This is a genomic window from Pedobacter caeni (genome assembly GCF_900129215.1).
Taxonomy (GTDB): domain Bacteria; phylum Bacteroidota; class Bacteroidia; order Sphingobacteriales; family Sphingobacteriaceae; genus Pedobacter; species Pedobacter caeni.
In genome coordinates, this window is the sequence record NZ_FQUQ01000003.1 from 990,129 (window position 1) to 1,014,804 (window position 24,676).

Genomic DNA, 24,676 nt, shown 5'->3' on the forward strand with positions numbered 1-24,676 from the left:
TTATTTAAAGGAAGGTAAGCTTTGGGTTGGCTGCTTTGTACGGGCTCAGTAGCGCAGCATCCGGAGGAAGCTCTGTTACGATATAATCTACTTCGGATAAGTTGGCAATCTTGATTTTCATCGTTGAGTTTAACTTCTCAGAGATAGAAACAATAGCCACCTTCTCTGAGGCAGCCAGCATCGCTTTTTTTACCTGTACCGTATCCCAGTCTGAATCAGAGAAACCACCTTCTATGTCCAATGCATTGGTGCCCAGGATACAAAGGTCAGTTTTGAGGTGTGATAGCTGATTGAAAACATCACCACTAAAGCTCATCTGACTGTACGTAGAAATCTGGCCTCCAAGCATAATGGTCCTGATATGGGGCTTATCCAATAACTCCACCGCTGATAACACACTTGCGGTCACGATAGTGATCCTTAAGTTGCCGGGAATGAGTTTGATGAACTCCCTGATGGTGGTACCTCCACCCAGCAAAAGCAACATGTCTTTCCTCAATAAAGGAAGCAGTTTTTGCGCGATGGTGATCTTGTCGTCCTGTGAATATGCTTTTTGTTCAGAGGTGTGATGGTAAGCACTCGCCATCGCACCTCCTTTGACCTTGATCACCAGGTTTTCCTTTTCCAGTTCATTGATGTCCCTCCTGATTGTGTCTTCGGAAACGTTGACAATCAATGCTAAGTGCTCAAATGTAGCACGGGTATGGATGTTAATCTCTTTAACAATGAGCTGCTTGCGTTGCGCTTTTGTTAGGGTAGCTGGTTGTTGATCGGTAGTCATTAATTAGTATATAATTACAATAATACGGCTTAATTATAAAACTCTATACAATTTTGTATTTATGGTAACTCCTTAGGAGTCACGTTCCATGCCACTTCGTTAACAATAGAACTGGACTTCCCGCCGCGGCCCTGGCTGTCGAAGGTCCGGAACCTGATGAGCCCCTTGTTAGGGATCGGTTTAGTGTATAACGGACTTTTGGCCGTAGGTTCAGACTGATCGGTTGTATAGCGGACTGTGATGCCAGGGAACTGATTGTTTAAATGTACCTGTCCATCTTTTACGATTGCTCCGGAAGGAGGAAGCCTGTAATTCAGTTCTCCGAATGCGGCATCAATTCTCGGGAGTTCTTTCTTTCCAAGCGTATTGGCAAACCTTGCCCATGCCTGATTGTACATCACTTTCCGTTTAAGGGAGTCTGGTTCATTGGCCCATTCCGGATCTGCTGCCCAAGCCCTTTCTGCAAGGCCGAGCAGCTTAGGCATGATCATATATTCCAGGTTTTTACCTCCTTTAATTGTTTCGCTCCACAGTAAGCCTTGTAGTCCTACAATATTGGCCTTTCCCTTTTCTGTCAGACGCTCCTTGCTGTCGTAAAACCCAGGTTTTAAGGTGTTTCCAAATTTGTCTGTATTGGAGTTGAGGAAGGAGTTGAAAGGGATGAAGTTAAAAGCTTTGTCGATATCGGCATATTCACCCCAGTAATAACCAGGTTCATCGAATGACTTCTGGTAAGCCATGTCGAAGTAGAAATTACTTACGCCCCCCAGGATCACTTTGTAGCCTGTATTGGCCAGTTTGTAGGCCAGATCTTCTGCCCCCCAGCCGATAATATTGTTCCAGACATTGAGGTGGATATTCTTGTCTCCCAGTGCAGGATTGATCACATAAGATTTTTTTCCGTCAGCGAGAACCGGTTGCATACCTACCTCTTCCCAACCGGAAAGGTATAAGTTCCTGCTTTTTAAAATGCGGTCGATATTGGTGTAAAAGTATGCCCAAAGCCCATTGATGTCTTTGAGTTCCGGATGCTCTTTTACAAATTTTAAGCTGTTTGGAGAACCTTCCCATGCGCCATCCGGTACTTCGTCTCCACCATAATGGATCGTTTGTAAAGGTGCACCTGCAGCTTTGTACATGGCAATAATTTCATCACTGATCTTTTCGATAAAAGCATAAGTAGAAGGACGGGACACATCCATCACGTTATCGTTCCAGTTTTGTACGGAACGGTAGCTGGAACGGTCATTCAGGTCGTGTAGGAGGTAGCGCTCCGCTTCTTCTTTCCTGCCTTCCTTCATCAGCCTGTTGTAACGGGCATGCATAGAGCGGATTGCAGCTCTTGCATGTCCTGGTGCCTCTATCTCCGGAATCACCCTGATATGCCTTGCGTTAGCATACTTTAAGATTTCAATGAAATCAGCCTTGCTGTAATGGCCCGTTCCATGATGATCGTTTAAGAAAGGACCTGAACCGAAAGATGGAGGCAGGTGAGTAAGGCTGCTATCAGAAAAATGTCCTCTTTTAGAACCTACAGTAGTTAATTCCGGAAGGTCCTGGATTTCCAGTCTCCAGCCCTCATCGTCATTCAAATGAAAATGCAGGACATTTAGTTTGTACATAGACATCAGGTCAAGTACTTTTAGGATCTCTTCTTTGGTCTGAAAATTCCTTGCAACATCAATCATTAATCCTCTGAAATCAAAGCGCGGCTTGTCATATACCAGGGCATTCTGTAATTTAATGGAAGGCACCTTCAGCCCTTTTTTTTGCAAAGGAAAAGTACTCAGTAAAGATTGGATACCGTAGAAAATCCCGGCATGTGTGCCAGCGGTAATGCTGATCCCTTTGCTGTTGATTTCCAGTTGATAAGCATCTTTTTCCATTGTTTTATCCAGGTCCAGACGAATAGATTTACCGTTCTTAGCTCCTTTTGCCGGGCTAAGGAAATGGTTCAGCTTATCCTGCAAAAGTTTGCTTTCTACTCCAAAAGCAGTATTTGCAGCAATTTTGACGCCCTGATCAAGAATAAATTCTCCGGCTTTAGATTCGTACTTTACCGGAGTTGGAAAGATTTTTTGTAAATCCTTTTCAGGAAGGTCTATGCTGTTTTTATTCTGTTCGTAGATGATTTGTGGTGTAATGGAAGGAACCCGGTCTTGCTGGTTCCGGGCAAACTGTGCCGGACGTGTGGAAGGGATGGCCTTCACATTATTAATCGGGATTGGCCGGTTAGGGGCATCATCGTAAATCAGATAAAAGCCTTCAGGTGCATCCGTAAAATTGACCGCCCAGTCTTTGGAAGCAAATTCAATCGTAACAGATGTTCCATTGCTGATGGGCCTGAATTTTTCTGTGGGACGGATGTAAAATAAATCTCCGTTAACGTGTACAATGTTTACGTCCCCTGTAACTGTTTCTAAAGCAATTCTTCTGGCAAAATTGAAATATAACTTCCAGTTTTTGTTCTGAAGCGGGACTGGGGCGTTGTTTTGAATATTCAGGCTGGACAGAAATTGTCCACCTCCGGCATGACTATTTTCTATTATTTGCCAATTAATTGCAATGTTTTTTGCATTTCCTGCTTCTTTATTTACTTGCGCAGTCGAAATTAATCCCAATAAGAGCATTGGTAATTGTAAGAGTAATCGTCTCATGTTTACATATTAAAGTAGCCCAAGGTAGTTTTATTATAATTAATTTGCAACTGGAATAACTTCTTGTTAATAATTTAAATCATGCAATGAAAATTAATATTTTAATCCTTATGTTTGAAATATGCAATTTATTGCAAAAAATATGCAACCAAAACCAAACTGTATGATTTCCCGGAACCTGATGAATAAGACTGTCCGATTACTTTTGTTGATTTGCTTCCTGTTTGGGGGGAATATCGCCCGGGCACAAAAGGCATCCTTCTCTGTAATTCCGGAACCTGTTTATGTTAAAAAGGGAAGTCCTGGGGTAGTATCGATAGATCGGGTTACCACCATTCGCTATCCTGAAGAACTGAAAGCAACGGGAGAACTGCTCAATGAAGCCATCCGCTCTTATACCAGGGTTCTGCTTGATGTAAATACGAAATCTAAAGCGAATGAAATTGTATTGAAACTGGATTCAGTTGCAGTTAAAGAAAAGGAAGGTTATCATCTGTTGATTGAAGAGGATCAGATCCTGATCACCGGACAGGATCAGGCAGGCGTATTTCACGGCGTACAATCATTGATGCAGTTGTGGAGTCCCTACTCCAAGGAGTCCTTAAGTGTGGAAAAGGGCGAAATCAGGGATTATCCACGTTTTAACTATCGGGGCATGCACCTGGATGTAGGCAGGCATATGTATTCCGTTGCTTTCCTTAAAAAGTTTATCGATTTGCTGGCTGCTTACAAGTTTAACATCTTTCACTGGCACCTTACTGAAGATCAGGGCTGGCGGATTGAAATCAAGAAATATCCTAAATTGCAATCTGTATCGGCATGGAGAGAGGGGACCATCATCGGTCATAAAAAGGAAGCACCACATACTTTTGACGGGATAAAATATGGCGGATATTATACCCAGGATGAGATCAGGGAAGTAGTGCGTTATGCTGCTTCAAAATATGTCAACATTCTTCCTGAAATCGAAATGCCTGGTCATGCATTGGCTGCCCTTGCCGCTTATCCACAATTGGGATGTACCGGAGGACCATACCAGACCGCTCAGTTCTGGGGCGTATTTGATGATGTCTTCTGTGCCGGCAACGAAGAGGTTTATCAATTTATGGAGGATGTTCTGGATGAAGTGGTTAGCCTGTTCCCTTATGGATACGTCCATATTGGCGGAGATGAATGTCCTAAACTGAAATGGAAGAAATGTCCGAAATGCCAGCAAAAGATCAGGGAAAACGGGCTTAAAGATGAGCATGAACTTCAGGGCTATTTTATGAAACGTATTGAAAAATACCTGATTACTAAAAACAGAAAAGCCGTAGGCTGGGATGAAGTATTGGAGGGCGGGGTTTCTAAAAATACAACCATCATGAACTGGAGAGGAGAACAGAGTGGCATTGCGGCAGCCAAAGAAAAGTATGAGGTTATCATGATGCCAGAGAATATGCTTTATTTCGACTATTATCAGTCGCTGGACAAAAATGAACCAATAGCTGCGGCAAGTTATACCCCTTTATCTAAGGTCTATAGTTACGAACCTATCCCGGATTCTTTAACCCCGGAGCAGGTTGGTTATATCAAAGGCGTTCAGGGTGGTATCTGGACCGAGTATATGAAAAACGAAAAACACCTGGAATATATGGTTTTTCCCCGTGCTTTAGCATTATCAGAAATTGCCTGGTCTGAGAAAGGAAAGAAAGACTACACCTGGTTTTTGGAGAAGTTGAGGCATCACCGTTATTTCATGAACCAGATGAAGCTGAACTATTATCCTTATTTTGATGAAATTACTGCTGAAATGAAATCACAGGCCAATGGAAATCTTTCTTTGACCTTGAAAACGACATTGCCGGAAGCCCAGATCAGGTATACCCTGGATGGTTCTCTCCCAAATGCGAAGAGCAGGCAGTATCAGGAACCTGTTTTAATGAGTCGTTCATCGGTACTAAAGGCGGGACTCTTTGTGGGGCATCAGCTTTCAGGGCGCATTTTTACCCAGAGTTTTCAGCATCACACCGGATTAGGGAAAAAGATCACACTGGCTTATGCGCCTGCGGGTAAATACAATCTTGAAGCTGGCCTGCTCTTGAATGGCATTGAAGGGCATCATCGTTTCAACGACTCGCAATGGTTGGGTTTTAGCGGGGACAACCTGGACGCTGTGATAGACCTGGGTACATTGAAACCTGTTTCCAGGATTGGCATAAATGTGCTGAACTACCCATGGCAAAGAATGTGGACTCCAAAGAAACTCAGTTTTATGGTTTCGACAGATGGGAAGGACTTTAAACAAGTGTATACCGGAAGAAATTTCCATATTAATGGCATCAATAAAGTGCGTGCAAAGTTTCCTGTAGAAAAAGTCCGTTATATCAAAATACTTGGAGAAAACATCGGCAGAGTTCCTGTCGGAGGATATGGAGAAGGAGAAAAGGCCTGGCTGATGGCAGATGAAATCATTATAAACTAAAAATCCATGACTTTACTTATCGTTGTTGGCTGTATTTTACTGCTTGTCTTGCTGACCACCTGGGGCAAGATCAATGCCTTTATTGCATTTCTTTTTGTTTCTATCCTTGCGGGTTTATTGCTAGGAGTTCCTTTAACGGGCATCACCAAATCCGTACAAAAAGGGGTGGGGGATATTCTGGGTTCTTTGATCATTGTCATCGTATTTGGAGCGATGCTGGGTAAGCTCGTTGCTGCCAGTGGAGCGGCGCAGAAAATTGCCTCGGTAATGATGAAGATTTTTGGACGTAAATACATACAGTGGGGCTTAATGACGACAGGCTTTATCATTGGGATTCCTTTATTTTATAATGTCGGGTTTGTATTGATGGTGCCCCTCATCTTTTCTGTGGTTTATAAGTATAAATTGCCGGCTGTATATCTCGGGCTTCCGATGCTTGCCGCTTTATCTGTTACTCATGGCTTTTTGCCGCCACACCCTTCTCCTGCCGCTTTGGTATTGCAGTTCCATGCGAATATGGGATTAACCATGTTTTATGGCATCATGCTGGCCATTCCTGCAATCATTATTGCCGGGCCTGTTTATTCTAAAACTTTAAAAGGCATTGTTGCAGTGCCGCTTAAAACTTTTCAATCGGACGACCTTCCTGAGGAACAACTCCCTGGTACCCTAAACAGTTTCGTCTCTGCGCTATTGCCTGTGATTGTGATGGCATTGACCACCATCTGTGTATTGTTGTTTAAGGACAATCCTTCCGTAACCGGCTTTGCCGGGTTTCTGGCTGAGCCTTCTATCGTGATGTTTCTGACTTTATGCTTAACGACTTTCACCCTGGGAATAAAAATGGGAAAGAGTATGAAAGAAGTGATGTCAATTTATGGCGATGCGGTGAAAGACATTGCGATGATCCTGTTGATTATTGGCGGATCCGGCGCTTTAAAGCAGGTGCTTTCTGATAGCGGGGTAAGTAAGGAGATCGGGGATGTGCTGGCAGGTTTGTCCATTGAACCTTTGTTCCTGGGATGGCTGATTGCTGCGGTGATCCGTGTGTGTCTGGGGTCTGCTACTGTTGCAGGCTTAACTGCTGCAGGGATTATTGCACCGCTGATGATCAATTCTAATGTAAACCCGGAACTAATGGTTCTTTCTATAGGAGCGGGTAGCCTGATGTTTTCCCATGTCAATGATCCTGGTTTCTGGATGTTTAAAGAATATTTTAACCTGGGGATCAAAGACACGATCAGGTCCTGGTCCATCATGGAAACGCTGGTGGCAGTTGTCGGGCTGATAGGGGTACTGATCTTAAACCAGTTTGTGTAAAGAATATGTCGGTTTTTCTGAAATATTCCCGCTTATAATTATATTGCAAATATGAACAATACCACCTTTCGCGCAACGATAATGACCTTCCTAATGGTTATCCTATTTGGTTTTTCTCAAGCTCAGGTACTTCCTTCCAGTGGGGCTACTTTACAGAAAAATACCTGGACGGCCAGTCAGCTGATGAAACCAGAAGCCCTGGCTAAGATGATCCGTGCTGGTCAGAAAGTAAAAATATATAACATAGGAGTAGTTCAGGACATCAAAGGAGCCGTTAATATGGGGGCTGCCAGCGAAAAGGAAAACCTGAAGAGGTTTGCAAAAGCATTAAAGGGAATCCCTGCAAATACTGCATTGGTGGTTTATTGCGGTTGTTGCCCAATGGATAAATGTCCGAATATCAGACCTGCTTTTCAGCTCCTGAATGACCTGAAATTTAAAAATGCAAAACTACTTGACCTACCGGTAAATGTTAAGACGGATTGGATTGATAAGGGCTATCCTTTAGCCGAAAATGCAAAGTAAGGATTTTGCATAACCACCAGATGAAAATCAGCACATAGCCCGTTAGCAATAAGGCAATGAGGTAAAAAGGCCAGATGAAGCTGGTTGGGATAATAAAAAAGAAAATTTCCAGGAGGAACACCTGTATAAGGTACCTTAGGTATTGAAGCAGGTTGGTTGTTTTATGTGGCTCTTTGTTGCTGAGAAAGAAGCCAAAGACATTGCATAAGGTATAGCCAAGGGCATTCGCATACCAGTATTTCAGATCAAGTGTTTCCAGGGAAGCAAACATTTGCGTGAGGCAAAACAAGGCGAGAAACTGTGGAAGGTAATGCCAGTAAATTGGGCGTTTTAGTTTTTTTGTTTGCTCCTGACTCACCCATTCCTGTGCAATCATGAGCAATGTCAGTATTAAAAACAACAAACGGAAGAAAGAAGCGCCCGTTAAAAAGCCGGTTAAGGTATTGCCGGAGTTGATCAGGTCCGGATGTGCAGGAGTTTTAATCACCAGTTGAAAAAAGCTTAAACCAATCACAGTACCATACATCGCCTGTATGAATACAGGCATTTTCTCTTTCCTACTCCCCATGGATGTGTTGTTTTTTAGTTCCCCTTAAGCTTCTGCAAAATTACATTAATTGCAACGTAATCCAAATCAATAAGTTGCATGGTTTTTATGAGGTAGGTTTTCGATATGGCAAAGTTATTGTAAGGGGAGGGTATCTATTAAATATTACCTATGAAATTTAAGATTTTATTACCCGCGTTAATTATAGCGACCATCCTTTTTAGCTTTATACCGCCTGATACAAACCAGATCACTAAAGTGCTGAAATCCTTTTACAAAAGTCAGGTGGACGAGAATGGACACCACCTGAACGATGAGCTTTTGTCAAATGAGTTACGCTCGCTATTGAAAAGCAGGGATTCTCTGGAGAAAGTGTCTGCAGCAGAGCTCAAAGCTAAGAATTCGACCGATAAGCCGGAAAGTATTGACGGTGATATCTTTACCAGTAATTTTGATGGAGGAGCAACCTCTTTTAAGATAGGAAAGATCACCGTAAAGGATAACAAAGCGAATGTGATGATCAGATTAACACATAGCTATGATCAAATGACCTGGAATGACGAGGTGAATTTAGTGAAAGAGGAAGGGACCTGGAAAATTGATAATGTTCATTATAAAGGAAAGAATCCGGTCGGAACTGATGCTAAAAAAGTATTGCAGAAATTTATAAGTGATCATTAAGCATTTAGCCTGAATGCTATTCTACCGGTAATAATTCCTGTAAAATAACAAATATGATAAAAGAAGGTTGATCGGGATAAGGAACCAGATCCATTGGAACATGATCATCCAGAAGAACAGGAAAAATAGTCCAAAGACCCAGGGCAGGTAGCTGTTCATATGAAGCCCTATCCGATACAGTAAGCTGCGAAACAATAAAGTAACGCTTAGCATCAACAGGAATAAACCTGATGCTGTTCCCGGATCAAAACGGATCAATAACCAGAACCCTTCAGGCAATAAAAGCAGCACATAAAACAGGAGGAGTTGTCCATACAGTTGGTTTCTGGAATAAGGGAAGTTTTTAGAAAAACTTAAATACTGAACTTCAAAACGCTGTCCCTGATAGATCAGGAATGTGTGTGCGATCGCGACCCCTAATATGGCCATTCCGGCAATCCGGAGGTCGTTTTTTACATCCGAAAAGAGTAATAAGACTCCGGATAGAATTCCCCAGCAAAGGGTCTTGGTGATCAGGTAAGCCAGCTTTTTCCGATGAATGATGTGGTAAAGGAATAAGATCTGGTAAGGCTTTTTCCAGCTGTTTGTGAGTTTGTTGAGCAAGGTGGATTCCTCGTTGCGCATGATGCGGTTCATCAGGTGGAGGTAGAGGAATGCACTGATGCCATTTAATAGCAGCAGGTAAATGACGATCAGAACAGGGATGACGTAGTGTCCATAAATGGCTCCGGCAATTACACTAAATAACCCGTAAACGATCAGCGGAATCGAAATAAATAACTGGGCAACAAACCAGCTTTTAAATTGCTTCGCTTTACTCAGAGCCGTACTGCTGTAATACAGAAACTGGTATTGATCCATCTGTAATTGTGCCGCAACATATTGCCAGCTTTTTATGGTATAGATCAGCCAGACGATAAAGACCAGAATCATCATTACAGGAGCACTCGCAAAGCTGAGCAGGAAAATGATATTGAACACCAATGCGTTTTCTGGTGTAATTGTGCCTGCGGTCAGGATAAAGAAACAGTAACTGAAAACGGCAACAAATAAGAACAGCAACATCCCTGAATGCAGCCGGAAGAATCCTCTGGAAAATGTTTTAATCAGCAGATGTGTTAAGGGGGCTGTCATCAGCAACTCGTGTTTAATGTCAGGTTCTCCACCAGTAATACCTGTGCTTTGCTAAGCGTGTCATGTTCCAGTGCCTGGTGGGAAGCCAATAGAAAGCCTGTTCCATCCTTTTGGTGCTTTTCTACAATCCAGCGGTAAAGAACCTGAAGAGAATCACTGTCTATGGTAATTAAGGGTTCATCAAGTAAGATCAATTTAGGCTGACCAATAAATGCAAGAACCAGGGAGAGTTTTTTTAACATTCCGCTGGAATAGGTACTCACAGGCTGGTTGATGTAATGCTGCATTTGCATGCTTTCCAGATAGTATTGCTCCTGCCCGGGGCTTGCCGACTTGGCGGTTACGAACATTCGGATCATTTCCTGCCCCGTCAGAAATTCAGGAAAAAGAGGTTCCGCCTCTGCAAAATTTACGATTTTCCGATAGGCTACAGGTTGTTTCTTTAGGTAAATATCAGGACTGAGCCTGATTTGTCCTTCAAAAGAAAGGAGGCCGGCTATGGCTTTCAGGAGTGTGCTTTTTCCTGATCCGTTTGCGCCTTTCAACCAATAAATGCCTGAGTCAATGGTCATCTCAGGAATTTCAAGGGCCAGGTGGCCTCCGTATCGCTTTTGGAACTGATGGAATGCTAACATGAAGGCTTTGGTTGTGGTAATACTTTGTTTGGATGAAATTTAGGTCATCTTGTTACACGGCAGGCTGATTACTGAGCTGTTGAGCCTTTCTTTTCTTCAAAATATACTTTACTACCACGATCGCTACAATCACAAAGATGATCGCATTCAGATAGCCCCAGAACACCGTTAATGTCAGCATCCCTAAGGCATAAGGCATCCACAGGAAAACATTTTTCAGCACTTCCCCGTAATGATAAACACTGATCAGCAGAAAGCAAGCCACCATTAACATCAATACCCCGGACGAATTAAAGTAATCGATTAAAATGTCAAACCAGGCTGGCTGAATGACCTTTCCTTCTGATCTGATTCCAAACACACTGCCTGTAGATTTTTTAATCAAGACAGAGACTTCCTTTCCTGACTTCAGATCCGTAGCTTTTGGATGTGGTGCATACCACCAAAGGGGATAGCTTTGGCGTAAGGTCTGATCACCGGGTTGTAGTTTTAATTCCAGTGTATGGTTATTCTGATAATAAGCGATTCCAATGATGGCGGTATCAATTTTTCCAATGTTTTTTTCATAAAATGTTTCCGGGAATGCGGCTTTGAAAAAGCCAAAGAGGAAGGTAAAGGAAAATATTACGACTAATATTAATCCGGGCCAGCTGGTTTTATAGAATGAGATTGCCTTTTTATACATTTATTTAAACCCCGTTAATGTACAAATAACACTATAGCTTAACACTACTAACAGTTTTAAGCTCAGAATGTTCTGAACTAAGTAAATATACAAAGATTTGGATGGTATTGTTAAATTCATACATTTGAATTAATCTAACCTAAACCACTATGTCCAAGCATTCACCCGACTTGAATAACCTGATCAGTCACATTGCACTATATGATAGTGAGAGCTCCTACGAACAGCTCTTTAAGGGCTTGTTCCCTTCTTTGTACCGGTTCAGCTATTGTTTGTTGAAATCGAGAGAGTTATCGGAGGAAGTGGCCAGTGATGTAATGATCAGCCTTTGGAAAAATCGTCAGAAATTACTGGAAGTAGAAAATGTAAGGGTATATGCATTTGTGATTGCCCGTAATCTCTCTTTAAATGCCCTGAACAAAAATACCAGACAGGAACTGGTCTCTATTGATGACATTCAGGTAGAAGTGGTGATGGATTCTTTAAATCCGGAGCAGCTGCTCATTAACGATGAGTTGAAAAAGAAGCTGCAACTGGCTACCCAATCTTTGCCTGGGAAATGCCAGCTGGTATTTAAACTGATCAAGGAAGATGGCTTAAGCTATAAAGAAACTGCAGCTGTTCTAAATATCTCGGTAAAGACCGTAGATGCCCATCTGGTCACTGCAGTGAAGAAATTAACTGCTTTACTGAAGATGGAATTTAACCTCATGTAATTTATTTTCATTTTTTTTCCTTGCCGACTAGGGAGTTTCCTGAAAAATATTGTCCTATACAAACAACCAATATAAACTTCAGAACGAACCGTCCAAATGGATAGCAATAGATTAATAGAACTATTAGCCCGAAAAATGGCTAATGAAGCGACCCCACGCGAACTGGAAGAGCTGGATGAACTGATGGCTATCTATCCTGATTCCCTCTATTATGATGATGCATTGAAAGAAATTTGGGCAGAAGCACCTAAGCAAAGCTTTTCCGAGCGGATACACCTGCATCAGCTATATGAAAAACATAAACTAAAATTTCAGGAAGAGTTTGAAACTGAGGTACCCGAAGAAGAAGAAGTGGTGCCGGTTAGCTGGTTTAAAAAATATACGGGTTTTGTGGCCATTGCCTGTAGCTTGTTTCTGATTGCGCTGGCTTCTCTATTTTATCTGAATAAAAAAGAAGCCCCTGATTTTGATACAGAGATTGTCAGCGGAAAGGGAATGCGTAAAAAGTTAAAACTTCCGGATGGCACCTTAGTCTGGCTCAATGCAGATAGCAAATTGTCTTACGACAACGATATCAATAAAAAAGAACAGCGCCTGGTGCACCTTACCGGAGAAGCTTTTTTTGATGTGGCACATATGAAAAACCGCCCTTTTATTGTTCGGACGAATCAGATTTCTGTAAAGGTTTTGGGAACTGCATTTAATGTGAAAGCTTATGATAAAGACGTTGTTTCTGAAGCAACGCTACTACGCGGGTCCATTGAGCTTTCGGTCAACAACCGGTCGGAACAAAAGATCCTTTTAAAACCATCTGAAAAATTCGCTTTTACAGAAAAGAAGAAAGCCAGAAATGATGAGCAGGATCCCGAAGACATCAGCCTGAAGATAGAAAACATTAACCCTGTCCGCATTGATGGTCAGGAATATATTGAAGAAATTTCCTGGAAAGACGATGTGCTGGTTTTCAGGAACGAGTCATTGGAAGATTTGAAGCCGAGACTGGAGCGTTGGTTCAATGTTCAGATCGAAATCAACAGCTCTGTATCAAAATCTTATCGTTTTACAGGAATCTTTAAAAATGAAAACATCACAGAGGCCTTAACGGCCATGCAATTAATCAAACCTTTTCACTTTAAACTTAAAGCAGATGACATAATTATTTACTAAAAAAAAAGGGAGTAAATGCGCCAACATTTTCCCCCTTTTCCAAACCTTCAAGGGTAGCTAAAACTACCATTATCAGATTTTTAACTTTGAAATTCACAAATCTATGAAAAAAAAAGGACTGTGCAATAAAGTTCTATGTGCCGGCTTTTCCCGAAAAAAAATACTACTAATGCTAAACTGGATCTTTGTTTTTTCGTTCCTCCTGTGTATACAGGTATCGGCAGCGACCTATTCACAAAATACAAAGGTGGATCTGGACCTCAGAAAAGTGAAACTAAAAGAGGCCCTGACCATCCTCGGACAGAAAGGTAATTTCAGGCTGCTTTATAGCGAAGAAGACCTCCCGGCTGGAAAAAACATCACCCTGATCGAAAAAGATATCCTCGTTTCTGATGCACTGGCCATCTTTTTAAAAGGAACAGGGCTTAAATTCCAATCACTGGAAGATAACCTTGTGGTGATCCGATCCACAAATGCCTCCATGGCAGATGTGCTGGTAAAAGGTACCGTGACAGATGCAAAAGGAGTTGCAGTTCCAGGGGCAAGTATCAAGCTCAAAGGAACGAGTACAGCAACAACAACAGATGCAGCAGGAAGATACAGCATTAAAGTTCCTGACAATGGTGTATTGGTGTTTTCTTACATCGGCTTTGTAAGTCAGGAGGTGGAGGTAAACAGCCAGGCACTGATCAATGTAAAACTTCAGGAAAATAGCCAGGATTTATCAGAAATTGTAGTGGTAGGTTATGGTACACAAAAGAAAGCAGTAGTGTCCGGCGCGGTGACTTCTGTTAAAGGGGCTGATCTGGCGAAGTCACCAACAGCAAACTTATCCAATTCCCTGGCTGGAAGGATGCCTGGGGTAACCGCGATGCAATCGAGTGGAGAGCCTGGTTATGATGGTTCTGCGATCCGTATCCGTGGAGTCAACTCCCTGGGAAACAGTGATGCCCTGATCGTGATCGACGGGGTGCCAAACAGGGCAGGTGGGTTAGAACGCCTGAATCCGAATGACGTGGAAAGTGTATCGGTACTGAAAGATGCTTCCGCTGCTATTTATGGTTCCAGGGCAGCAAATGGTGTAATTCTGGTGACTACGAAACAAGGAAAAACAGGTAAACCTCAATTCTCTTATGATTATGCTTACGGGTTACAACAGCCAACCAGGACACCTAAGATGGCTAACTCCAGTCAATATGCAGAGATTCTGAATGAATTGAAAATCTTTTCCGACCTTCCCGATGAACAGTGGGGGGCTGCCTGGCAGGACTTTAAAACTAAAGGATCTTATACCAGAACTGATAATGGAAGTCTCCTTACTGCCCCTTTCCGACCGGATGAAATGGAGAAATTCAGGGATGGATCTGATCCTTTGCGTTACCCAAATACCGACTGGTTCAATACGACACTTAAAAACTGGTCGCCTCAGCAAAGACACAATCTCCAGATCAACGGAGGTGCAGAAAATATCAAGTACCTGATCTCAATGGGCTACCTGGATCAGGACGGTTACTACAAGAAATCAGCTACAGGTTACAAACAATACGACATGAGGATCAACCTGGAGGCGACCTTAAATAAGTATGTAACCACTACCCTGGGTGTTACCGCAAGAGAAGAATTGCGGAATTTCCCGACAGTAGGTGCAGGAGATATCTTCAGGATGTTGATGCGTGGAAGACCAAACGAAATCGAGGTCTGGCCAAATGGATTACCAGGACCAGCCATTGAATTTGGTTATAACCCTTATGTAACGACTACGGACCTGACAGGTTATAACAAAGACAAAAGAGATTATTTCCAAACTACCGGTAAGGTAGAAATCAAAATTCCGGGAGTGGAGGGCTTAAAGGTAACCGGTACGGCATCCATAGATAAGTTTGCCGGCCGTCAGAAAAGATGGCAGACCCCCTGGACTTTATATAGTTGGGATAAACAGACATTTGAGGCTGATGGAGTAACTCCCAAGCTTGTCGGAACAGTAAGTTCTGAGCGTAAAGATGCAAGTTTGTCGGAAACAGCAGGAGATCAGCTGGCCATCAACCTGATGTCGATGATCAATTATGATAAAAAAATCGGTGAACATGCATTCAGTGCAATGGCAGGGATAACCAGTGAAAAAGTAAATAATGATGGATTTTCTGCTTCGCGCAGGTATTTCCTTTCCACTGCTTTACAGGAACTCCTCGCCGGAAGTGATAAAGAGCAAACCGTAGGTAATCCTACCGATGCTCCAAACAGCCTGTTCAACAGGGCACGTCTGAGTTATTTTGGAAGATTGGGGTATAATTATAAAGAAAAATATCTTGCTGAATTCTTATGGAGGGTAGATGGTTCTTATATCTTCCCCGCCGACAAGCGTTTTGGTTTCTTTCCCGGAGTATCATTGGGCTGGCGTTTGTCTGAAGAATCTTTCTTCAAGGATAACGTGAAGTTTGTGAATAATTTAAAAATCAGGGGTTCATGGGGACAAATGGGGGCCGAGGCCTATTTTGGCGATGCACTCGCTGAATACCAATACCTGAGTTCCGTTGGTTTTGGTAATTATATATCAAATGATCAGCTGAATCAAACCGTATTTGAGGCTAGGGTTCCCAACCCGAGCTTTGGATGGGAAGTGGCCAATAATACCAATATCGGGTTAGATGCTTCCTTCCTGAACAATAAATTAAGTCTTGAATTTGATTATTTCTATAATAAAAGAACCAAGATCCTGATCAAAAGAAATTCCATTCCGGAGAGTTCAGGAATCACTGAAAAACTACCACCTGTAAACCTTGGAAAAGTGAACAACAGTGGTTTCGAGTTTAAGCTGAGTTATAATGACCAGGCTGGTGAATTCGGATATGGCATCAGTGTAAATGGAGGTTATGCTAAAAATAAGATCATGTTCTGGGATGAGATCCCCGGAGCCCCTGCATGGCAGCGCTCTACCGGAATGCCGACCGGAACACAGCTTGCTTATGAGTTCGATGGTGTTTTCAGAGATAAAGCAGAAATTCAGGCCAATACCATCAACTATTCGGCTATTGCTCCTAATTTACAGCCTGGTGATATGAAGTTCAAAGACACCAACGGAGATGGGAAAATCAACGCAGATGATCAGATCCGAATGGATAAAACAAGTACACCAACTTTTACAGGAGGACTAAACCTGAACCTTCAGTATAAAAACTTTGATCTTTCTGTATTGATTCAGGGAGCCACAGGCGGGGTCCAAATCGTGGGTTTAACAGAATCCGGAGACATTGGAAACTTTCTGGAATGGTCTTATAAAAACCGATGGACGATTGACAATCCAAGCTCAGAAAATCCCCGCCTGTCTAACCGCGGAAAGACTTATTATACAGATCTTAACAATGCGGCAAGAAATACGTATTGGTTCAGAAGTAATAATTATATCAGACTAAAAAATGTGGAGCTGGGCTATTCTTTATCAAGTGCTTTGAGCCAAAAGATGGCCATGAAAGCACTTCGGGTGTATGCGAGCGGATTGAACCTGTTCACTTTGGATAAGATCAAAATCTGGGATCCGGAATCAACCAATTCCAGTGCACAGTATTATCCACAGGCCAGAGTAATCAATTTCGGGATAAAGGCTACTTTTTAAGCGAATCAGGACCACAGAACACAAAAAATATAGTTATGAAATTAACAATCAGAAATACATATATATTGACAATTGCTGTGATGGCATTGCTTGCTGCGGGATGTAAGAAAGACTTGTCTCTCACTCCGCCAAGGGAGATTCCTTCAGACCTTGTCTGGAAAGATGGTGCGTTGGCAGATGCTTTTGTACTTGACATTTACAACGGACTGGGTGTAGGGGGCTTCTCCGAACAGATGTTGTCATCGGTATCGGATGAATCTCTTTTTACCCATCCAAACAGAGGGATAGATTTAGTCAACTCCAGTACCATTAATCCTTCCACTTTAGGCTGGGTAGACGATACCTGGCGTTATTCAAAAATGTATAACCGCATCCGCTCCTGCAACATGACCATTGATCGCCTGGTGGGTGGCGATAATGGCTTAACCGACCAGAGTTTGAAAGACAGGCTTTTGGGCGAAGTTTACTTCCTCAGGGCCTATTATTACCAGCAGATGTTAAGGTATTACGGAGGTGTTCCGATCATCACAAAAGTTTATGAGTTAACAGATAATTTCAACGTTAAACGTTCGAGTTATAAAGAATGTGTTGACTTTATTTTGAAAGACTGTGATGAAGCAGCTCGTTTGCTGACTGGAAAGGTAACTCAAAAAGGAAGGACAAATGCGCTGGCTGCACTGGCTTTGAAATCGAGGGTGCTGATCTATGCGGCAAGTGATCTTCATGACCAGAAAAAGGCAAAGCTAAAATCTACTTTGCTTGCCGGGGTGGCAGACCTGGCACTGCTGGCGTACGATGGTGATGGGCAGATGCAGCGCTGGGAGGATGCCCGGAATGCAGCAAAAGCGGTGATGAATGCCAGTAGCGGATATAAACTCAACCTTTCTGCTCCGGTTTCTCCTGAAGAGGGACGTCTCAACTACAAAAGTATTGCTATGGGCGGAGGAAGTAAAGCTCCCGGTATGGATGCTTCAGCTGCTTCAGAGATCATTTTTGGAAGGTATTTTATAGACCGCAGTGACATGCGTTATGCCCGTGCAAATGGGCCGAATGGCTACCGCAACTGGGCAGGAAATACACCTGTGGGTTTACTGGTGGATGATTATGAAATGGCAGATGGCTCTAAATTCAGCTGGTCAGACCCTACGCAGAAAGCAGCACCTTATAAAAACAGGGATCCGCGTTTTTATGCTACCGTACTTTATGATGGAGCGGGTTGGAAACCAAGAAGTTTAGCTTCCGGAGATGTAGATCCAGCCAGTCAGATCCAGACCGGAGAGTATGACATGGTAAACGATAAAGGCCAAACCTTTACCTACAAAGGTTTGGACACCAGATCAGGTCCTATCGAAAGTTGGAATGGAAGCTGGACCGGATATTATACGCAGAAGTTTATTGATCCCAATCCGGAGATCGTAGATGCTTCTATGCCTCAGTTTGTTCCATGGCCTTTCTTCAGGTATACGGAAGCTGTAATGAACTATATTGAAGCGAGCATCGAGGTTGGACAAACGACTGATGCCTTGCTATGGCTGAACAGAATCCGTTTCAGATCAGGAATGCCTGCCATCACGACAACAGCTCCTGATGCACTCAGAGAAATTTATCGCCATGAGCGCCGTATAGAAATGGTGTATGAAGAACAGCGTTATCATGATGCCCGCAGGTGGATGATTGCGTCTGAAACCCTTGGACGTAAAACAACCTATATCAAAGTAACAGGGAAGTTTAAGCCGGGAAAAACCCTGGCTGGAAAATATCATTATGATACTGATATCTACGATTATACGTATACGCCTACTACAGAAACAGCTCAGGAAAACAGGGTGTGGAATGATAAAATCTATTTCAGACCTTTCAGCAGGGATGAAATTAATAACAATAAAGAGCTAACCCAAAATCCGGGTTACTAAAAGATACGCTCGTTTGTTTAATATCTGAAGACTGTGCCGGTAATCACACACCGGTACGGTCTTTTTTTATGGATGTTGTATCAATATCCTTCCGGTTTTTCTAGCTTTGTTTGAAACAACAAAGAGATAGTAATGGAAGTCAAAAATTTAGAACCTCAGGAACTTTGGAATAATTTTGCAAACCTGAATGCCGTACCAAGAGCTTCAAAAAAAGAAGAGCAGGTGATTGAATTCATGGTTAAATATGGTCATAGTTTAGGTCTGGAGACCACAAAGGACAAGACAGGAAATGTCGTGATCAAGAAAGCAGCTACTGCTGGCCTGGAAAACAGGCAAACGGTGATCATGCAATCTCACCTGGATATGGTTCATCAGAAAAATGGCGACAGCAATTTCGACTTTGCAACACAGGGAATTGAGATGTTTGTGGATGGCGACTGGGTACGTGCAAAAGGAACAACCTTAGGTGCAGATAACGGAATCGGTGTGGCCACCATCATGGCGATCCTGGCTTCTTCTACCATTGCACATCCTGCAATTGAAGCGTTATTTACCATCGATGAAGAAACCGGAATGACCGGGGCAAAAGAATTGGATCCTGCTAATTTATCGGGAACGATTTTATTAAACCTGGACACTGAAGAAGATGATGAACTGACCATTGGCTGCGCCGGTGGGATAGATACCAATAGCATTTACCACTATAAACAACATCCCGTAGCTCAGGACCGTCTGGCTTACCAGATCAGCATTAAAGGTCTTGTTGGCGGACATTCCGGAATGGACATTCATAAAGGAAGAGGTAATGCCAATAAACTAATGAACCGTTTGTTTTATGCCGGTCTTAAAGTGCTGGATCTACAGTTAATTACAGTAGATGGCGGAAGTTTAAGAAACGCAATTCCAAGGGAGTCTAAATCTGTGGTAACGATTCCTGCAAGTCAAAAGGATGCTTTTCTTGCCTTCATAGCTGATTTTTCTGCAATCTTAACAGAAGAATATCAGAGTATAGAAGCAGCACTCAGCATCAGTGCCGAAGAAACTGCCCTTCCTGAACATGGAATGGACAACACGGATTTCCACAAAATTGTGAATGCGATTTATGCCCTTCCAAACGGGGTGTTCAGGATGAGCCCGGATATTGCCGACCTGGTTGAAGCTTCTTCAAACCTGGCCAGGGTCATCATCAAAGGTGGCGAGTTTATCACCCAGTCTCTGCAACGCAGCAGCGTGGAAAGTACCAAAGACGATGTGGCAAATGCAGTAGGCGCAGCATTGGAAAATATGGGTTGTGATGTTTCCCGCAGTGGAGACTATCCAGGATGGAAACCAAATGCAGATTCTGATATTTTAAGGCTGATGACGGGCTTGTATAAAACAACCTTCAATGCGGAACCAAATGTAAATGCTTGTCATGCGGGTCTGGAATGTGGTATTTTAGGTGCACATCTTCCGGGAATGGACATGATCTCTTTTGGACCTACCATTCATGGTGCACACTCTCCAGACGAATGTGTAAAAATCTCTTCCGTACAAAAATACTGGAGTTATTTATTGAAAGTGTTACAGGAAATCCCGGTTAAGAAATAGCCAGTGGGCTTGAAGAATCAGGCATAGGGCTTAGCTTTATGCCTGTATTTATCTTTTGTAAGCAGGCAATAAACTCCGCCTGGTCTCTGGGGCTGATGCTCATTTCATCACTGGTGTTGTAAGAAATTTTCAACTTCTCAAGTTCCACAAGTTCTCTGATACTATTGATGGCTATCGTTTGGTGCAAACAAAAACCGGAGGTGATGATGAGTGAATCCCCTTTGATGTGATATCTGGTCTGTACCTTAGATCCGAAAACAATAAACAGACTCACATATGAGGAAATGATCCATATACTTTTGGACATCAGGTAGAGAAACAAACATAGTGCAGTGAAAATAATGGCAATAAAAGCAACTTTTGTTGTTCCTGTTGCAGATTGAAATACTTTATTCTCCGTCATCTCTTTAGGTATGATGTGTTGGTGGTTTTCTTATGGAGATAAATGTAATGAAATAATTTCTATCCTGAATATTATAAATCATATACACTTAACCTGAATTTTACAATGCAACCTTAGCTTTGCGCCATAAATATTTGGTTAGTATTTATAAGTTTAGGTTTAGTTGATACAAGAGCCCCGATGGATGTCAGGGCTTTTGTCTTTTTTACCGGATCCGGAGTGTAACATTCATATTTTGAAGTTGTCTATTAGATGAGACCAGCCTGCCATAACCAAATTAGCTATTTCTGAATATGTATAACAAAAAGCTCCCTATAGGTATATTTATCATCCTGTTGTTTCTGAATTTTACAAGCACTGCTCAATTACGAACCCTCAAAGGGAGTAAACTAAGTGTGGAACACTTAGACAGATTTATTAAGAAACAAATGGATTCCCTGGGTCTTCCAGGTTTGTCATTTGCACTGATCAACAAGGGCAAAGTGGTTTATCACCGCTCCCTTGGGGTTTCAGATATCGTGACAAAGAAAAAGGTAGATGTAAATTCCCTTTTTGAAGCAGCTTCCTTGTCGAAGCCCTTATTCAGCTATTTCGTATTGAAATTGGTTGATCAGCAAGTACTGAACCTGGATACTCCTTTGTACAGGTATTTGCCTTATGCGGATATTGCCAAAGATGAATGCTATAAGCTAATCACGGCGCGGATGGTCTTGTCTCATACCAGTGGCTTCCCAAACTGGCGTTATTTCGATAAGCGTGATGAAAACCGTTATAAATACGGGGAGTTATATATCAAGTTTACTCCGGGAACGCAGTTTTCCTATTCAGGTGAGGGGTATTTTTATCTTGCTAAAGTTGTTGCACATTTAAATCACTTAACGTTACAGACTCTGGATCCGTATTTTCAAGCAGAGGCAGCTAAGCCTCTTCAGCTCAAAAACTCCTGGTTTAGTGGAAATGCCTACATCACAACACATAAGGTGAAAGGGCATGTCGATGGGAAACTGAGCGGAAAACCCTGGCCGACCGCCTTTCCTGAAGAGGATTCGACCGGGTTTGAACCTGCAGGTGGATTACATACAGAGGCCATAGATTATTCCACCTTTCTGATTGCGCTGATGAATGATAAGGGGCTTTCAAAAAAGAGTAATGAGGAGCTGTTCCGGGAACAGGTACAACTCGATAAAAGTACACCACATTATCTGGTCAACGGAGATACGGCATGGGGGCTGGGAATTGCGATCCGACCTGTAAGTTATGGGGTAATATATGAGCATGGCGGAAATAACGGAGACGCTCAATCCGGGTTCAAGATCAATAAAGCGAATAAAAACGGCTATGTGTTTTTTACCAATTGTGATAAGGGAGTCGTTTTTAACAAAAATATAGGTGCTTTGCTCGGTAATTAAAAGGCTAATTTAACCTGAATTTAAAGCAGGATTTATGAATCTGGCAATAGAATGCCGTACTCATAAATCCTGCTGATCCTATTTCTGTTTCGGTAAGCTCTTAATCCATTCCCTGATTAATGCTACCCCTTCTTTGTGAATAATGGTTCGTGCCAACTCCGGCATGGCTGTTCCGGGTTCGGTGCTGTTCATTCTATACAACAAAATGGATTGATCCGGATTTCCGGGAACAATATCATAGTCCATCCCCCCGGCACCCCCGCCTGCAGATACAGGTGCTTTTCGCATCCCTAAATGATCTGCATTTGTTTCCTGGTAATCCAAAAACAATCCGGTATTGTAAGCGTCTCCCCCTTTGGTATGGCAATGTGCACAATTCACATCCAGATAAGCCCTTGCCCTTTGCTCCAGACTGTAGTGTTTTTTGTCTGTCCAGACCGGTAACTGATGTACGTTGCTCAATTCCGGTAATCCGCTGAGTTTCCCTTTAGCTACCCACTGGCTCAGCTGATTAACGGTCTGACCAGTTAACGTGAAATTCAGATTTCTTGCTTTCGGGCCTATGGGAATGAGGCTTCCATCCTTAATGTGGCACCTTTTGCAATCATTGGTGTTTGGAACCTGGTAATTGGTGAAATACTTTTTCCCCTCCTCATCAAGTAAGGTAATGGGAACTCTTGCTCCGGTAATGTGTTTCACTGCTTCTGTTTGCTCTTTATTCCAGAGGTAGTTCATCACTTTCCACTTTTTATCCTTAGGATCTTTGACCAGCAGTCGGGTCTCAATCATTACTTTTTGATGTTCCAGATTGGTATAGGCAAAGTTTTTAATGATGATACTGGAATCTGGAAAGTCTAAAGCGCCATCTTCTGTATATTTTATAACCCGGCCTGCAGGCAAGACGATAAAACGGTCTTTGACCGCATAGTCTGTAAATAAGGGGGTACTCAATTCATAATGGAGAATTCCTTCTGCAGGATTCAGAGCTGCGAGTTTTCCTTTGAAAAATCCATAGTCAGAAAGCTTCTCTTTAAATTCAAAAGCCCCGGTTGTCTGTGGCTTGGGTTTATTTTTACAACCCTGCTCCATCAGTAGGGAAAAAGTTGTACTGAACAGGAGCAGGGTGCTAAAAAGATAAGTTTTACGCATTTTTATTTGCATTGGTAAGGGCTAATGTTGGTGTTTGGTTTCCAGTTTTCAGGTTTTGCAATATTGAGGAAATCAGCATTCACAAAAACATTATCACCGGGTTGATTGATACAGATCGAATCCGGGTTTAGCGTGGTTCCTTTTGTCAGGATATTGCTGGTAATCCCATCGTACATGATCCATGGAATCCGTTTGTTTTTACGTGCAGGCTCCAGCTTATTTAACTGAGCTTCAGTGGCCACGAGTAGTTGTCCGATCCGGTGTTCATAGGCAGGCTTGGGAAAGGCAGGACCCATCTCTATGGTATTGTCATGAATCCTGATGTTCTTAGGAATAGGGGAGTAATTGGCATTGATCTTTTCTCCTGCTTTTTCATCAACAGCGAAGCCGGAAGCAATGGTAATTGAAGAGGTATTGTTGTTCGTGATCTTATTGTTGTAAATTTCGATATCTGAGGCGGCCAGGATAATGATTCCACTTCCGGGAGAAGCATTTCCTACCCCCCATGTGGTACCGAAACTGCCCGCTTTAGCAAAATTTCTAAAGTTGTTGTCGTGGATGTTGTTGTTGTAAACCTTCACATGCCCGCCTCTTTTAGAAAGATCCGGCAGGTCAAAAATCAGGAAGCCGGCAGTGTTATTGTAGAACTCATTGTCGTAAACTTCAGCGTTAGAGGTGTTCTCAATTTCGCAACCTGCTACATTTTTGGCTGCTTTACATTTCCTGACAATGGCACTATCGGTCTGGCCAACATAAATTCCGGCATCCGAAGAACCTTCTGTATAGCAGTTTTCAATCAGCACATTTTTACACAAGACCGGATAAATGGCATAGCCACCGCTGGTAGAGTCAGCTTTGCTCCAAACCGCATGGAGATTGGTTACGGTTACATTGCTGCTCTTGTTGATCTTTAACAAGTCACCTTTGGAATCCCGGATGGTCATGCCATCAATGGTAAAGCCTTTCACATCGGTTACCCGGATGCCTTCGCCACCCTGAGTCTGACCGGAAAAGTCTAAAACAGTTTTGTCATGACCTTCTCCATGAATCAGGATATGGTTGACCTGTGCGATACTCAGGTTATCAAATTTATAGTTCCCTGCTTTAAGCAGGATGCTTGTACTGTCCTTTAAAGAGAGGAAAGCCTCTGCAATTTTAGCCTCTTCGCCGGGTTTAAAACTGAGGACGGTGGTGTAAGTGTCCTTTTGATCAGATTTGCTCGTACAGGAGCTCAGAATACCGGTGACCAGTAGTAAGAGGAGTGCTGTAGTGATGGAATGTTTCATATTT

Annotated in this window: 19 protein-coding genes; 10 read left to right on the forward strand and 9 right to left on the reverse strand. The window is 42.6% G+C overall.

The window, feature by feature from the left end:
- Positions 1-4: 4 nt before the first annotated feature.
- Together BUC20_RS18850 and BUC20_RS18855 are read right to left on the reverse strand one after the other, a co-directional pair.
- Positions 5-781, reverse strand: coding sequence for a DeoR/GlpR family DNA-binding transcription regulator (locus BUC20_RS18850; RefSeq protein WP_073232574.1), 777 nt, complete (start codon positions 779-781; stop codon positions 5-7).
- A 59-nt stretch (positions 782-840) separates the two neighbouring features.
- Positions 841-3,438 carry a family 20 glycosylhydrolase gene (locus tag BUC20_RS18855; RefSeq protein WP_073232575.1) on the reverse strand — a complete coding sequence of 866 codons (2,598 nt, stop codon included), beginning with the start codon at positions 3,436-3,438 and terminating at the stop codon, positions 841-843.
- Positions 3,439-3,619: 181 nt separating this feature from the next.
- On the opposite strand from BUC20_RS18855, the gene BUC20_RS18860 reads away from it, so the two are divergent.
- From BUC20_RS18860 to BUC20_RS18870, 3 genes are read left to right on the forward strand one after another with little or no spacing between them, the layout of a single operon-like run.
- Complete coding sequence (locus BUC20_RS18860) at positions 3,620-5,902, forward strand: glycoside hydrolase family 20 protein (RefSeq protein WP_234994551.1); 2,283 nt, start codon at positions 3,620-3,622, stop codon at positions 5,900-5,902.
- A gap of 6 nt (positions 5,903-5,908) precedes the next feature.
- The gene (locus tag BUC20_RS18865; RefSeq protein ID WP_073232576.1) at positions 5,909-7,222 is read left to right on the forward strand and encodes a gluconate:H+ symporter; all 1,314 of its coding nucleotides are present in this window, start codon (positions 5,909-5,911) and stop codon (positions 7,220-7,222) included.
- Positions 7,223-7,273: 51 nt separating this feature from the next.
- Positions 7,274-7,747: a hypothetical protein gene (locus tag BUC20_RS18870; RefSeq protein ID WP_073232577.1), complete on the forward strand. Its 474-nt coding sequence runs from the start codon at positions 7,274-7,276 to the stop codon at positions 7,745-7,747.
- Here BUC20_RS18870 and BUC20_RS18875 read toward each other — a convergent pair.
- Positions 7,695-8,315: a hypothetical protein gene (locus BUC20_RS18875; RefSeq protein ID WP_073232578.1), complete on the reverse strand. Its 621-nt coding sequence runs from the start codon at positions 8,313-8,315 to the stop codon at positions 7,695-7,697. The two genes, BUC20_RS18870 and BUC20_RS18875, sit on opposite strands and share 53 nt — an antisense overlap.
- A gap of 150 nt (positions 8,316-8,465) precedes the next feature.
- Between BUC20_RS18875 and BUC20_RS18880 the strand changes: the two genes are divergently transcribed.
- On the forward strand, positions 8,466-8,975 hold the full coding sequence (locus BUC20_RS18880) for a DUF3828 domain-containing protein (protein ID WP_073232579.1): 510 nt from the start codon (positions 8,466-8,468) through the stop codon (positions 8,973-8,975).
- A gap of 21 nt (positions 8,976-8,996) precedes the next feature.
- Here BUC20_RS18880 and BUC20_RS18885 read toward each other — a convergent pair whose 3' ends face one another.
- From BUC20_RS18885 to BUC20_RS18895, 3 genes are read right to left on the reverse strand one after another with little or no spacing between them, the layout of a single operon-like run.
- Positions 8,997-10,109, reverse strand: coding sequence for a hypothetical protein (locus BUC20_RS18885; RefSeq protein WP_073232580.1), 1,113 nt, complete (start codon positions 10,107-10,109; stop codon positions 8,997-8,999).
- Positions 10,109-10,744 (reverse strand): ABC transporter ATP-binding protein, encoded by a 636-nt coding sequence (locus tag BUC20_RS18890; protein ID WP_073232581.1) that lies wholly within the window; start codon positions 10,742-10,744, stop codon positions 10,109-10,111. Before BUC20_RS18890 ends, BUC20_RS18885 begins: the two co-directional genes overlap by 1 nt.
- A gap of 52 nt (positions 10,745-10,796) precedes the next feature.
- Positions 10,797-11,429, reverse strand: coding sequence for a hypothetical protein (locus BUC20_RS18895; protein ID WP_073232582.1), 633 nt, complete (start codon positions 11,427-11,429; stop codon positions 10,797-10,799).
- A gap of 149 nt (positions 11,430-11,578) precedes the next feature.
- Between BUC20_RS18895 and BUC20_RS18900 the strand changes: the two genes are divergently transcribed.
- From BUC20_RS18900 to BUC20_RS18920, 5 genes are all read left to right on the forward strand, one after another.
- The gene (locus BUC20_RS18900; protein WP_084529033.1) at positions 11,579-12,145 is read left to right on the forward strand and encodes an RNA polymerase sigma factor; all 567 of its coding nucleotides are present in this window, start codon (positions 11,579-11,581) and stop codon (positions 12,143-12,145) included.
- Between the two features lie 96 nt (positions 12,146-12,241).
- On the forward strand, positions 12,242-13,312 hold the full coding sequence (locus BUC20_RS18905; protein ID WP_084529035.1) for a FecR family protein: 1,071 nt from the start codon (positions 12,242-12,244) through the stop codon (positions 13,310-13,312).
- Between the two features lie 169 nt (positions 13,313-13,481).
- Positions 13,482-16,922, forward strand: a complete 3,441-nt coding sequence (locus BUC20_RS18910) for a SusC/RagA family TonB-linked outer membrane protein (RefSeq protein ID WP_234994552.1) — start codon at positions 13,482-13,484, stop codon at positions 16,920-16,922.
- Positions 16,923-16,957: 35 nt separating this feature from the next.
- Positions 16,958-18,835, forward strand: coding sequence for a RagB/SusD family nutrient uptake outer membrane protein (locus tag BUC20_RS18915; protein ID WP_073232584.1), 1,878 nt, complete (start codon positions 16,958-16,960; stop codon positions 18,833-18,835).
- A gap of 132 nt (positions 18,836-18,967) precedes the next feature.
- Complete coding sequence (locus tag BUC20_RS18920) at positions 18,968-20,425, forward strand: aminoacyl-histidine dipeptidase (protein ID WP_073232585.1); 1,458 nt, start codon at positions 18,968-18,970, stop codon at positions 20,423-20,425.
- Here BUC20_RS18920 and BUC20_RS18925 read toward each other — a convergent pair.
- Entirely contained in the window at positions 20,415-20,828 is a 414-nt protein-coding gene (locus BUC20_RS18925) for a PH domain-containing protein (RefSeq protein WP_073232586.1), read from the reverse strand. The genes BUC20_RS18920 and BUC20_RS18925 overlap by 11 nt on opposite strands.
- A gap of 293 nt (positions 20,829-21,121) precedes the next feature.
- Between BUC20_RS18925 and BUC20_RS18930 the strand changes: the two genes are divergently transcribed.
- Positions 21,122-22,237 carry a serine hydrolase domain-containing protein gene (locus BUC20_RS18930; protein ID WP_073232587.1) on the forward strand — a complete coding sequence of 372 codons (1,116 nt, stop codon included), beginning with the start codon at positions 21,122-21,124 and terminating at the stop codon, positions 22,235-22,237.
- Positions 22,238-22,315: 78 nt separating this feature from the next.
- Here the strand turns inward: BUC20_RS18930 and BUC20_RS18935 are convergent, their stop codons facing one another.
- Both BUC20_RS18935 and BUC20_RS18940 read right to left on the reverse strand, forming a co-directional pair.
- Positions 22,316-23,398: an SO2930 family diheme c-type cytochrome gene (locus BUC20_RS18935; RefSeq protein WP_073232588.1), complete on the reverse strand. Its 1,083-nt coding sequence runs from the start codon at positions 23,396-23,398 to the stop codon at positions 22,316-22,318.
- Entirely contained in the window at positions 23,389-24,672 is a 1,284-nt protein-coding gene (locus BUC20_RS18940) for a parallel beta-helix domain-containing protein (RefSeq protein ID WP_073232589.1), read from the reverse strand. Before BUC20_RS18940 ends, BUC20_RS18935 begins: the two co-directional genes overlap by 10 nt.
- Positions 24,673-24,676 lie beyond the last annotated feature (4 nt).